The sequence below is a fragment of the Veillonella sp. 3_1_44 genome (assembly GCF_000163715.1).
Taxonomy (GTDB): domain Bacteria; phylum Bacillota; class Negativicutes; order Veillonellales; family Veillonellaceae; genus Veillonella; species Veillonella parvula_A.
In genome coordinates, this window is record NZ_GG770201.1 from 321528 (window position 1) to 333873 (window position 12346).

At 37.3% G+C, this 12346-nt stretch carries 11 protein-coding genes; 10 read left to right on the forward strand and 1 reads right to left on the reverse strand.

The window, feature by feature from the left end:
- Window positions 1–39 precede the first annotated feature (39 nt).
- On the forward strand, window positions 40–2262 hold the full coding sequence (locus HMPREF0873_RS08075) for an autotransporter outer membrane beta-barrel domain-containing protein (RefSeq protein ID WP_038125782.1): 2223 nt from the start codon (window positions 40–42) through the stop codon (window positions 2260–2262).
- A 253-nt stretch (window positions 2263–2515) separates the two neighbouring features.
- Here the strand turns inward: HMPREF0873_RS08075 and HMPREF0873_RS08080 are convergent, their stop codons facing one another.
- A complete protein-coding gene (locus HMPREF0873_RS08080; RefSeq protein ID WP_008715426.1) occupies window positions 2516–3745 on the reverse strand; it encodes an LL-diaminopimelate aminotransferase in 1230 nt (409 codons plus the stop codon).
- A gap of 337 nt (window positions 3746–4082) precedes the next feature.
- Here HMPREF0873_RS08080 and HMPREF0873_RS08085 point away from each other — a divergent pair, with 337 nt between their 5' ends.
- From HMPREF0873_RS08085 to HMPREF0873_RS08125, 9 genes are all read left to right on the forward strand, one after another.
- Window positions 4083–5165: a hypothetical protein gene (locus HMPREF0873_RS08085; RefSeq protein ID WP_008715427.1), complete on the forward strand. Its 1083-nt coding sequence runs from the start codon at window positions 4083–4085 to the stop codon at window positions 5163–5165.
- 9 nt (window positions 5166–5174) lie between these two features.
- Entirely contained in the window at window positions 5175–6350 is a 1176-nt protein-coding gene (locus HMPREF0873_RS08090) for an MBL fold hydrolase (RefSeq protein WP_008602870.1), read from the forward strand.
- A 322-nt stretch (window positions 6351–6672) separates the two neighbouring features.
- Window positions 6673–7857 (forward strand): multidrug effflux MFS transporter, encoded by a 1185-nt coding sequence (locus HMPREF0873_RS08095; RefSeq protein ID WP_008715430.1) that lies wholly within the window; start codon window positions 6673–6675, stop codon window positions 7855–7857.
- Between the two features lie 142 nt (window positions 7858–7999).
- Window positions 8000–8284: a 30S ribosomal protein S6 gene (rpsF, locus tag HMPREF0873_RS08100; protein ID WP_004693799.1), complete on the forward strand. Its 285-nt coding sequence runs from the start codon at window positions 8000–8002 to the stop codon at window positions 8282–8284.
- A 19-nt stretch (window positions 8285–8303) separates the two neighbouring features.
- Window positions 8304–8702 carry a single-stranded DNA-binding protein gene (locus tag HMPREF0873_RS08105; protein WP_004693797.1) on the forward strand — a complete coding sequence of 133 codons (399 nt, stop codon included), beginning with the start codon at window positions 8304–8306 and terminating at the stop codon, window positions 8700–8702.
- A 39-nt stretch (window positions 8703–8741) separates the two neighbouring features.
- On the forward strand, window positions 8742–8972 hold the full coding sequence (rpsR, locus tag HMPREF0873_RS08110) for a 30S ribosomal protein S18 (RefSeq protein ID WP_004693795.1): 231 nt from the start codon (window positions 8742–8744) through the stop codon (window positions 8970–8972).
- Window positions 8973–9397: 425 nt separating this feature from the next.
- Window positions 9398–10084: a carboxymuconolactone decarboxylase family protein gene (locus tag HMPREF0873_RS08115; protein ID WP_038125785.1), complete on the forward strand. Its 687-nt coding sequence runs from the start codon at window positions 9398–9400 to the stop codon at window positions 10082–10084.
- Between the two features lie 201 nt (window positions 10085–10285).
- On the forward strand, window positions 10286–10945 hold the full coding sequence (gene trmB / locus HMPREF0873_RS08120; protein ID WP_008602852.1) for a tRNA (guanosine(46)-N7)-methyltransferase TrmB: 660 nt from the start codon (window positions 10286–10288) through the stop codon (window positions 10943–10945).
- Between the two features lies 1 nt (window position 10946).
- Window positions 10947–12272 carry an FtsW/RodA/SpoVE family cell cycle protein gene (locus HMPREF0873_RS08125; protein ID WP_038125786.1) on the forward strand — a complete coding sequence of 442 codons (1326 nt, stop codon included), beginning with the start codon at window positions 10947–10949 and terminating at the stop codon, window positions 12270–12272.
- Window positions 12273–12346 lie beyond the last annotated feature (74 nt).

The window sequence follows — 12346 nt, forward strand, 5'->3', positions numbered from 1 at the left end:
TTAGTTATGTTCATAGTTGAAGTGTTAAGGAGGTATAACATGAGAAGAAATGTAAAAGCTGCTGTTATTGCTGCATTAATCGTAACAGGTGCTAATGCTTTTACCATGGTATCAGCCACAACTGTGGAAAGTCATACAGACGGAAAATCCATTGGCCTTAATTTGTGGGGGGAAAAGAGACATTATACAGATGACTTAACTGTTAATGTATCAGGTTTAGGTGTAAATGGAACAAAATATCATAATAATGTTACAGGTATTTATGCCCTTGATGGGACACAAGTTGCTATCGATAAAAATGTAACTGTAACAGTTAAAAACCCAGCACCTGCAGAAAGTGGTGCGAAACGTAGACCTGATTTGGCACATTATTATATGAGCGGTATCTATGCTGGTTATGGTGGACTTACTAATGATGGAAATAACGATGATACTCGAATTACCGTAAAGGGTAATGCTAAAGTCGATGCTGTTGGCGTTGGTTTGCAAGCTAATAAAGATGGATATATTCGTATACTAGGTGGGGCCGATGTAAAAACATATCCTTTAGATACCTCTGATACTTACTCTGCATTATCTGAAGAAGGTTTTGTTTATGTAAATACAGGTATGGATGGCTTACATCCGGGAACGAATGATGTGAAGATGTATGGTAATATAGGATTTTTAGATAAAAACTATGGTATCGACAAGAATCCACATAACCATGGATCTGAAATTTCTTTAGGTTTAACAACACCAAATTCTAAATTGGTAGGGGGCGTACTTAATGAATTTGATGAAAGCAACAACAATCCGTACCATGGTGGTTTGCGATTATACTTACAAAATGGTGCGACTTGGCGCAATGAATGGCTAGGAGCTGAACGCGTATATCCTACACAAGGTCGTCCTAATAATGCAAACTATTTATATACTGGTAGTCGTGTAGAGCATTTCATTGGTGGTAAAGATATAAATAGTCAAGGTATTATCCAAGCCGTAGATCCACGACCAATTACTATTAACAACTATGCTGGTCATGCAGCTATCGACTATGAAAAGGGAGCCCCTGCGACTGCACAAGGTAAGGGCAAAGTTGTTATCAACCATGCTGATAAAGGTTCTTCTGTGACTATGCGTAGTTCGGCAGATGCACTTAAAGGGTCTGTAAATGTAGATAACCCAAGAGGTACTTTGCAGCAGTTGGCTAATAAATTAACATATACCGGCTTTACTAAGGGTGAACGTAATTTAAATGTGAATGTTCAAGTCGATTCAGGCCTTATTAGCCCTGCATATTCCACTAAGCTTGGTACAGATAGCTTTACTGTTGATGGAAAACCTAGTATTACTGACCAAGCGGTTGTGACAGCGCGTGAAAGCGAAGTTGTTTCTGGTGCTAAGAGTGCGGTAGCCTCCTCTGTGATGCAAATGAGAGCCGATACGAATGATTTACAACGTCGCCTCGGTGATGTGCGACTCAACTCCAATAAGCATGGTGTATGGGGAAAATACATCGGTGGTAAATCTAAAATTACAGACAGCGCCTATGTAAATCAAACCTATAACATGGCGCAAGTAGGCTATGACACATTGCGTGGCGATTGGACTATTGGTGGTGCCTTGTTATATGGTACAAGCAATAGCGATTACGCTTTAGGTTCAGGGTCTGGTAAAACCGCAGGTTTAGCATTATACGGTGCAAAACAATATAATGATGGTCGTTATTTAGATGTGATTGGTAAAGTAAGTCGTTTGAAAAATGATTTCACTGTACGCAATAGCTTGGGTACAAGCTTGAGCGGAGATTACCGCAATACAGGTACCTCTTTGAGCGTTGAATATGGTAAACGAATCAAGAAAGACAATGGTTTCTATATCGATCCTAACGCAGAATTGACGCTTAGTCGCTTGTCTGGTGTAAGCTTCGATGCTAGTACAAATACAGGTAGCACAGTGCACATTAACTCTGATGCGGTAAACTCCGTTATTGGTCGTATCGGTGTAGGCATTGGCAAGGAAAGTAAGAATAGCAACCTCTTCCTCAAAGCAGCATTAGCGCATGAATTCTCTGGTAAAATGAAAGCTACTTATAGCATGACCGGTGAGCCAACTACAGGCAGTGAAGTGAATCTTAAAGATACATGGCTAGATGTTGAGTTAGGTGGTTCATGGAGCGTACGTCCTAATACATATATTTATGGGACTTTCACTAAAAACTTTGGTGCTATCGTAGACAATTCCTATCGCATTGACGCAGGGATTCGTCATAACTTTTAATTAAGGGTAAAAATAGCAGAGGCAAATAATATGGGGATGTTATTTGTTAGTACTATAGTGTTAAGGAATACTAGAATTAAATATTCATATATGTAAGGGTATATAAAAAGACCGACTACATTCCTATTGAAGGACTGTAATCGGTCTTTTAGTTTTATAGATATAAACTACTTTAAATTAGATGTCTCAAATTAAATGTAATCTAAATCTAAATCAAGATCTAAATCTAAATCTAAATATAGACATAATTATATTAGAATTGTAATGTTTTGATTCTTTCAACGGCGCGAATTGTATTTTCACGGCTACCGAATGCTGTCAAACGAAGGTAACCTTCACCATGAGGGCCAAAGCCAGAGCCTGGTGTAGATACGATTTGAACTTGTTCGAGCAAGATGTCGAATAATTCCCAGCTAGTCATGTTGCCAGGCGTTTTTAGCCAAATATATGGAGCGTCAACACCGCCGTATACAGTAAGGCCGATAGATTCAAGACCTTCTTTGATGATGCGAGCATTTTCTTTGTAGTACGCAATGTTTGCACGTGTTTGTTCACGTCCTTCTTTTGTGTATACTGCTTCTGCACCACGTTGGATGATGTAAGGAACACCATTGAATTTAGTGCATTGACGACGGTTCCACATAGGGTTTAGCGGTTGGCGTTCACCAGATTTAGTTTTGCCAGTGACCTCTTTAGGTACTACTGCATAAGCACAACGTGTACCAGTGAAACCTGCAGTTTTAGAGAAGGAACGGAACTCGATAGCCACTTCGCGAGCGCCTTCGATTTCGTAGATAGATTTTACAGTATCTTCTGTGCTGATGAAAGCTTCGTAAGCGGAGTCAAACATCAAAATCGCATCATTATCTTTACACCATTTGATCCATTCTGCCAAACGAGCACGGCTTAAAACAGTACCGGTGGGATTGTTAGGCGAGCAAAGATATACGATGTCTACGCGTTCAGACGGGAATTCTGGAGAGAAGTTGTTTTGAGCGTAAGTAGGGAGGTATACAACCTTTTGGAAGATGCCTTCTACAGCTTCGCCAGTACGACCACCCATAACGTTGGAGTCTAAGTATACTGGGTACACAGGATCTGTGATAGCAATGATGTTATCTTCGCTGAATAACTCTTGGATATTACCAACGTCAGACTTTGCACCATCGGAAACGAATACTTCGTCAATAGCGATATCTACGCCCAATGGTTTGTAATCGCCATCAATAATAGCCTGACGTAAGAAATCATATCCTTGTTCAGGGCCATAACCTCGGAATGTTTCTGCTTTTCCCATTTCTTGAACAGCTTTACTCATAGCATCGATAATTGCTGGAGCAAGAGGTAATGTAACATCGCCGATACCAAGACGAATAATATCTGCATCTGGATGAGCAGTTTGGTATTCATTTACCTTTTTAGCAATATTAGCAAATAAATAAGAACCTTGAAGGTTTAAGTAGTTTTCATTGATATTAGCCATGATGACTCCTTTTTATAATCAGATTTCTCTATATATAGTAAATTATATAGAATAATGACGCAAGGATTTTCTATAGAATTTTTCCTTAATCTAAATAGTGTAAATGTTTTTAGTATAAAAGATTATAATATGAGGAATTTATTACTCGTTGATTGTATTAAAGTAGAAATATAGGAAGATAGTATTCGCATAGAATTTAATTTCTTCATTATTTACTCATAAAAAGACAGTTGATATAATGAATTTATAATAATACATTGATCTATTGTGTATGATATGGGGTAGTTTTAGTAGTTATGTGCAGTGAGGTAAATTGCTATTAAGGGAGGCATTTATAATGTTAAAGTCTAAAGAGGTATATGAATTTATTTGTAAAGGTATTAATCGAAAAGATAAATTTGATGAGTTTGAAACCCTTTTTGGGCAATCTAAGAACGATACAACAGAAGATACTGTTAATATAAAAAAAGTAAAACAAAAAGATAACGATGGGGATATAAAAAGATTTGCAGCAAACTTTTATAAGGCATCTATTGTAAATTATAAAGGCTATGTACAAGGAACGTCGCAAGCGGACAAAAACCGCTATAGTGAAGTTATTGCCAGTACTCTTTTATCAAAAAATCTTTTAAGTGCATGGACAGACTTAAAGCCAGTACGACCTAATCATTTTGATACAAATCATTCTCCTTCCAAAATAGTAGATATGAAAAAGCTGCAAGGCACAAATCGTAAAGAAGAAATTTTAGCGAAATTGTTGTTTTATCAACGTGAGGTTGATGGATTAGGCTATATCTTTGATTATCAAACACCATTAAAGGTGACACAAAATGATTCTTACGGAAAAATAGATTTATTAGGCTATAACCAAGATGATGAATGTTATTCTGTCATTGAATTAAAATATCGACCTTCTGGCAGTGAGGAAACTTTACTACGATGCGTTTTAGAGGCATATACATATTATAAGTTGCTTGATATAAAACAGATTGAATCTGCTGTCAGCCATGATGGTATACAGGATTTAAAGAAATTACCTGAATATAAATATACGAATGAAGCTGAGCTAGTCATTTTGTTTGATGAAAAATCTTGTACCAAAGATGACGGTGGAATAGAAACTAATTTGATGCTTCGTATTGATTCAAAGGCAGTAACGGAAGATAGTTATCCATCCAAAACTGTTGTGTCACAACAGTTTAAAGAATGCAAAGAACTGATAGATTCTGGCAAACGTAAGCAGTTACGAAATTTATGTGAAAATATTTTGAAACAAGAGCCTGAATTAAAACAAATTCGTTTTGTTGTATTACAAGCTCAAAAAGTAAGTAAAGCACCTTATAAAAATAAAGTAGATAATTGGTCAGAAAGTTTAGATCGTTTATATCGAGCAGAAACATTGCTTACCATTTCTAAGTAAAGGTTGAATATGAATATTGTTGTTCATCGTGGCACACATCAGATTGGTGGTAGTGCTATAGAAATTAGTACAGCATCTACTTGCATTATGTTAGATTTTGGTAATGAATTAAGTTTAGATGAAAAGTACACACCTATAAATCTGGATATAGACGGCGTTACAAAAGGAAAGCCGGATTGTGACGGTATTGTGATTTCTCATTATCATATGGATCATTTAGGCCAATTAACCTCTACAATACCAGACGTTCCATTATATATGGGTGAGTTAAGCAAGGAAATCGCTCTAATAGGTGCTGAATATCAAGACAAAGATTTATACTTACGACTATTAGGTGCTAATACATTTCGTGGAGGAGAAGCTTTTTCTATTGGCGACATACGCATTAGACCTTTGGTTATAGACCATAGTGCTATTGATAGTTATATGTTTGTTGTTGAGGCCGGAGGTAAACGCATTTTATATACAGGTGATTTCCGGATGCATGGGTTGCGCCATCACGTATTAGACAAATTAGTTAACACCTATATAGGTGAGGTTGATGTATTAATTACAGAGGGCACCTCATTGTCTAGAGACGCAGATGATTGTATATCTGAAGCGGCCGTATTAGATGATATTTCTTCATATATTCAAGATGGAAAATATGTTTTTGTTATGTGTTCATCTACGAATATTGATCGTATTATGGGAATTTGGCAGAATATGCCAACTGATAAAGTACTCATTTGTGATGCTTATCAGAAAAGAATATTAGATACTGTGATTAATAATGTATATTATGAAAGTTCTTTGTATCGTAGACATGATAGCCCATTAGTTATTGATAAAGGAATGTATCCTAAATACTATATGGAACATGGATTTGTATCTTTAGTAAGAGGGACAGAAAATTTTATTTCTAAAATTAAAGAGTTCCCTAAAGATGATGTACGTATTATATATTCCATGTGGATAGGATATATTGAGGAGAATTTAGCATTGAAAGAATTGTTAGATACATATTCATCTTATATATGTCATGCCAGTGGTCATGTCTCAAAGGACGATTTAGTTCAGTTCATAGAAATGGTTGATCCTGATATTGTTATTCAGGTTCATACTGATATCCCTGAAAAACTAAAGAGAATACTACCTAATAGAAATGTTTATGTCGTTGATGATAAAGAGCCATTTATCATATAATTCGTTTAAGAAATTCTATTTATGTTGTATAATAGATAAAAAGAGAGCCATCAACGTGTGGTAGCGTTAGGCTCATCTTATAAATACTTTTTAAGGGTTGCCTAGCGTGCGAGTATTTTGAATACTCTGTTGCGTTAGGCTTTTGTCTTTATACTATTTGAATAGTGCAAAGAGTGATATTACTATAGACCAATTTTTGCGTAGTATTTTACTACGCTTTTTTATTGAAAAAATCAAAACTTTATATAGCATTAATTTTATTTCTGATATAATCTAAATGAATACATATTATAGTGCGATTTTATATGAAAGTGGTGTCTTTATGCTGACGATTAGCAATAAAGGATGGCTTTTTACTTCTATATTAAGTGCTTTGATGGCGTTTACATCGTTGTCGACGGATATTTATTTGCCGGCTATGCCTGAGATGGGGCGTGACCTCAATGGTGATGCGGAGCTTACGTTGACGGGTTTCTTAATTGGGTTTGCGCTAGCTCAGCTTTTTTGGGGCGCCGTTAGCGATAAAATTGGTCGTAAGAAGCCACTGATTATAGGGATAGTTTTATTTAGTATTGGTTCTGTAGGTTGTGCCTTGAGTTCCTCTATGATGGAGTTGTTGGCTTGGCGTGTGTTTCAGGCATTTGGTGCCTGTGTAGGACCGATGCTATCGCGGGCTATGATTCGGGATTTATATGGTCGGACTGAGGCGGCTAAAATGTTGTCTACATTGGCCATTGTTATGGCTATAGCGCCTATAGCAGGCCCAATGTTAGCCGGACATTTACTTGTATGGTATACATGGCATTCTATATTCTGGTTGCTTGTTGGTATAGGACTTTTAATGCTCGTTGCCGTATTAGTGCTTCCGGAAACACATCCCGTAGAGAAGAGGAGCAAAAAGTCCATAGGTCATACCTATAATAACTATTGGATTTTATTACGCAATAAAGGTTTTATGAAATATACCTTATGTGTTAGCTCATTTTATATTGCCATTTATGCGTTTTTAACGGGATCGCCTTATGTATATATAGATGTGTATGAAGTGCCCAAAGAATATTTTGGTTATCTCTTTTCTGTTAATATTATTGGTGTTATGTTGTTAAGTGCCATTAATCGTCGTATTGTTAGTGCTATACGCCTTGATAGACTATTGAAATATGCCACACTATTTGCTGCTGTTTGTGTATCCGTTGTTATGGGCTTGATGTTCTTAGGTTACCATTCATTGTGGTTAATCGTTATTGGCTGTTTTTTATTCTTCTCCATGAATGGTATCATTGCCGCTGTAACTAATGCATTAGCTTTAGATAGAGCAGGTAGAATGGCTGGATCTGGGGCGGCACTATTAGGTGCCATGCAATATGGTAGTGGTATTGTGTCATCGTTGATACTTACCTTTTTACCAAATGATACGGCCTATCCTATGATGGGGGTAATAGCCATATTTGTAATTATCTGTGCTATTATCGCCTTTCCTGAGGATGAAAAATATAATCGTATATAATATTGGTAAAAGCAAGGGTTTTAATTTGAATCCTTGCTTTCATCATTTTTTTAGGTTATAATAGTAAGGCTTATTGATGGTAAGCACTTCCTACCCCTATGTGTCGATAGGGGCATTAGTCCGAAAGAGGAGGTGATTTTGTATGAACAAATACGAAGTCATGTTTATTGTGAAACCAGCTGAAGAGGAAGCAACTAACGCTGTTATTGAAAAAGTAGAAGCTTTAATTGCTCGTGTAGGCGGCACAGTAGAAAAGGTAGATCGTTGGGGCAAGCGTCGTCTTGCTTACGCGGTGAAGAAATTCACTGACGGTTTCTATGTATTGATCAACTTTGAAGCAGCACCTGCTGAAATCAAAGAAATCGATCGTGTATTGAAAATCAACGATGAAGTCCTAAGACATCTAATTGTTAAACACGAAGCATAATTAAAGCCTGGAGGAAAACATGAACTCTGTACAAATTCTAGGTAATTTAGCTCGTGATCCTGAAGTACGCTATACCAAAACTGGTCGTGCGGTAGCAACTTTCACAGTAGCTGCCACAAATACCTATATTGATTCCACAACAAATGAGACGAAAGAACAAACTGCTTTCATCAACTGCGTTGCTTGGGGTAAACTTGGTGAAGCGGCAGGCAATCTTCGTAAAGGCAGTCGTTGTTTTGTAGAAGGTCGTTTGCAAACTCGTTCTTACGAGACTCAGGACGGTCAAAAACGGTACGTTACTGAAGTAGTAGCGAACTTTGTGGGCCAATCCCTTGATATGAATACTAATTCTTTCGAAGGTGGGTCCAATTTTGATAGTTTCAGTACAGGCGGCGATGACGAAAACATCCCGTTCTAGTGTCAGGGACTCCTACTAATTCGAAAAGGAGGATTCGCAATGAGAAGAGATAGAGGCAGAAAGCCAAGAAGAAAAGTATGCGTTTTCTGTGCAGACCATATCGATCAAATCGACTATAAAGATGTTGCTAAACTTCGTCGTTTTACGACTGAACGCGGTAAAATCTTACCTCGTCGTATTTCCGGTACTTGCGCAAAACATCAACGCAAATTGACTACATCTATCAAACGTGCACGTGCAATTGCTTTATTGCCATTCACTGCTGAATAATTGATGAATCAAGGCGGTACAACCATTTGGTTGTACCGCCTTTTTGCGTTCTTTGGAACGGCTATATAATTTTAATGATTCTATTTTTCTAATGGATCATAAACCGAAATGGTAGAAAATTATAGTTGTAAGGAATATTAGTATGTTACGATAGTCATTAATCTCTTTGATAAAATAGTAGAGGTGCATTTTGATGTATTGTTAAGTGTGGTTTATAAATATATAATTTTTATAGATAAATATATATAATTTATTAAAAGATTATAGATTTTTTTCGAATAGGACTATAAAAATTAGATGAAGTATTATATAATAATATCTACAGTATGTATTACAGTAGAACAGTAAAATAAATCCATTGATAATATACGCTACTATTGCAGTATTATACAATTAGTATTAATGATAAGGGAGATTGTAAGACTTTGAAAAGAGTATTAACCTTAACATTAGCCGTGGCCATCGTTGCCGGTGGCTATATGTTTGAGGCTAATGGGGCGGGAGAACAACCTTCTAAACAGGCACCATCTATATCTGAGATAAATATATATACGCCAAAAGAGCTTAATGCACGTCAGAAAGACTTGGTTGAAATCGGCCGCTATACTGCGTCTGGTGATCAAGGTGCATTAAAGAGTGTAATTGCATCTGCTATTGAGCGAGGCACGTTGACGCCACAAGAGGTGAGTATTGCCATTCGTCAACTTTACTCTGCTGCTGGCTTGAAACAAATGAATGCTGCTTTAGCTACATTTGATCAATTACGTGATGAACGCCCTGAGTTTGGCGATGAGTACGAAAAATTGGTTCCAAAGCAAACAGGACTTAGTGCTTTATTGGGGAATGGCACTAATGGGGCACCTTTAACAAAGCCGAAAGCTGAGGAAACAAAAGAGGGGGTTCAATATAATACGTTCCGTATGAAAAAACCAAAACCTCAAAATCGTAATCGTTCACGTTTAGGTAAATTGGACCGTGAATTGGTCGCTGCGGCAGCACTAGGTACTCGAGTTGGTAAAAATAATCTTTTTACTGCAGCTGAAAAGAGTTTATCTGAACTTGGCCTAAGTCAATATCAAATTGAAAATTTAGAAGCTATGATTTTCCAATAAAATGTAGACCTACTTCTTTCGGAAGTAGGTCTTTTTTTATGGCTTCTACTTTCACAGTTTTAATGATTAGGATTAAATCCATAGAATGTAATTGACGTTTGAGGTCCCCTTTTCTATAATTAATAAGATAGGTATATGACCTGTAATAATAAATATAAACAAATATAAATATATTATTAAAAATAGATGTAAGGAGAAAGTATGCGCCTTCGTAGAAAACCATGGATTGATGAAGCTATCCACGAATATGACTCTCACATCATTTTGTCTGGACAAGAAGAGTTTAAAGGCAAGTGGCGTGAATTATTTGAACATCCTGAGTACCCATTATATATGGAACTAGGGACGGGGAAAGGTCGCTTTATTGCGGGGATGTCTGAAGCGTATCCAAATGCTAACTTCGTAGGTTTTGAAGTACAAATGGGTGTTATCTATTATGCAGCACAAAAAATCTTTGAAGGAGAGCGAAACAATGCAAAGGTCTCTCTATTTGATATTGCAGGTATCGAAGAGATAGTGGCACCTGGAGAAGTTGATCGTTTCTATATTAACTTCTGTGATCCTTGGCCTAAGGCTAAACATGCAAAACGCCGCCTTACATATCACACATTCCTCGATCGTTATGCCCGCCTTTTGAAAGATGGTGGAGAAGTTCACTTTAAGACAGATAATGAAGGGTTGTTCATGTTCTCTCTTGAAGAGTTTAAAGCGTGTGGTTGGGAGCTTAAAAATGTAACGTATGATTTACATAGCACGGACCTTCCAAATGTAAAAACTGAGTATGAAGAGAAATTTAGTAAAAAAGGACAACCTATTTTCCGCTTAGAAGCAATTAAGCCAAAAGTTCAAAAGGAGGCTTAACATGCAAACACCGAATAAGGGGGATAGTCGGTGGGGCTCACTCTTTAAAAATGACTTACAAGGTATGCTCTTACCTATTCTTCTCATTACAATTATAGGCAGTGTAAATATCTTTAGTGCTACGTATATCAGCTCTATCTATGAAAATACGGGATTATTAGGATACTTTTTAAAACATATGACATTCTTGTTTTTGTCTATGGCGGCAGGTGTCATATTGTATCGTTACGATTACCGTCAGTTACAGAAGCCTCACATGTTGCAAAGAATTATGATTGCTACACTAATTGGTATGATTTTGGTTCTTGTGATTGGTGCAGTCATTAATGGTGCACGTCGTTGGATTGTTATTGGGCCTGTATCGATTCAACCTTCAGAATTTGCGAAATTGGCTGCCTTGATATGGACGTCGGCTAAATTGAGCACCATGCGGAAATGGGGAAAACCAAAGCATACTAACCCTCTCATTAATTTACAAGGTTATTTTAGTGAACGTATAAGTTATATGTTGCCAATGTTAATATGGCCAATTATATTTGCAGGCTTAATAATCTTGCAACCAGATATGGGCACGACCGTATTGATTTTTGGCTTTTCCTTTGTGCTCATCTATTTAGCGGGCTTTGATGGAAAATTCTTTGGCGGAGCTTTTGTGATAGCTGGATTTCTTGGCTTTATTGCAGCTCGTATGTCGCCATATCGCTGGGAACGTATTCAATCTTGGTTTGATCCTTGGCCTCATGCGCAGGATATGGGGTATCAAACAGTTCAAGGGCTGTTGGCCGTAGGTTCTGGCGGTATTTTAGGCGAAGGCTTTATGCAAGGTACATCAAAGTATTTTTACTTACCAGAAGCACATACGGACTTTGCCTTTGCTGTATGGGCCCAAGAAATGGGTTTCGTTGGTGCAGTGTTTGTTGTCGTTCTGATTGCAGCTTTTACCTATTTTGGGTTCCGCATTTCTAATAAGGCTCGTGATGAATTCGGAAAATGGTTAGCAATGGGCATAACATTGCTTATCAGTGGTCAGGCCTTGTTTAACATCGCCATGGTATGCGGTATCATGCCTGTAACAGGGGTACCATTACCGTTTGTTAGTTATGGGGGCTCTTCATTATTGATGAATTTCATGGCTATTGGGTTGTTGGCAAGCATTGGTCGTCGTAATGTAGAAGGGGTAAAACAAGTTGGTACAGCTGAACCATTACCATCTTTGCGTGAAGAAACACAAAGTCGTTTCAAGCCTGCTGCTACGACGCGTGCTAATAAGACAAATATGCCTGGACCGTTTAAACCACGGCCTTCTAAAAAGTCGACTCGTAGATAGATTAAATTTGAACGTTAATATCTAACGTATGTATCATAAGATAAATCTGTTTGTGTAAATTCATAGAGTATATT

Excerpts from the sequence above, each read along its gene's own strand:
- HMPREF0873_RS08075 (WP_038125782.1), top strand. The coding sequence starts at position 40 with ATGAGAAGAAATGTAAAAGCTGCTGTTATTGCTGCATTAATCGTAACA.
- HMPREF0873_RS08080 (WP_008715426.1), bottom strand. The coding sequence starts at position 3,745 with ATGGCTAATATCAATGAAAACTACTTAAACCTTCAAGGTTCTTATTTA.
- HMPREF0873_RS08085 (WP_008715427.1), top strand. The coding sequence starts at position 4,083 with ATGTTAAAGTCTAAAGAGGTATATGAATTTATTTGTAAAGGTATTAAT.
- HMPREF0873_RS08090 (WP_008602870.1), top strand. The coding sequence starts at position 5,175 with ATGAATATTGTTGTTCATCGTGGCACACATCAGATTGGTGGTAGTGCT.
- HMPREF0873_RS08095 (WP_008715430.1), top strand. The coding sequence starts at position 6,673 with ATGCTGACGATTAGCAATAAAGGATGGCTTTTTACTTCTATATTAAGT.
- rpsF (WP_004693799.1), top strand. The coding sequence starts at position 8,000 with ATGAACAAATACGAAGTCATGTTTATTGTGAAACCAGCTGAAGAGGAA.
- HMPREF0873_RS08105 (WP_004693797.1), top strand. The coding sequence starts at position 8,304 with ATGAACTCTGTACAAATTCTAGGTAATTTAGCTCGTGATCCTGAAGTA.
- rpsR (WP_004693795.1), top strand. The coding sequence starts at position 8,742 with ATGAGAAGAGATAGAGGCAGAAAGCCAAGAAGAAAAGTATGCGTTTTC.
- trmB (WP_008602852.1), top strand. The coding sequence starts at position 10,286 with ATGCGCCTTCGTAGAAAACCATGGATTGATGAAGCTATCCACGAATAT.
- HMPREF0873_RS08125 (WP_038125786.1), top strand. The coding sequence starts at position 10,947 with ATGCAAACACCGAATAAGGGGGATAGTCGGTGGGGCTCACTCTTTAAA.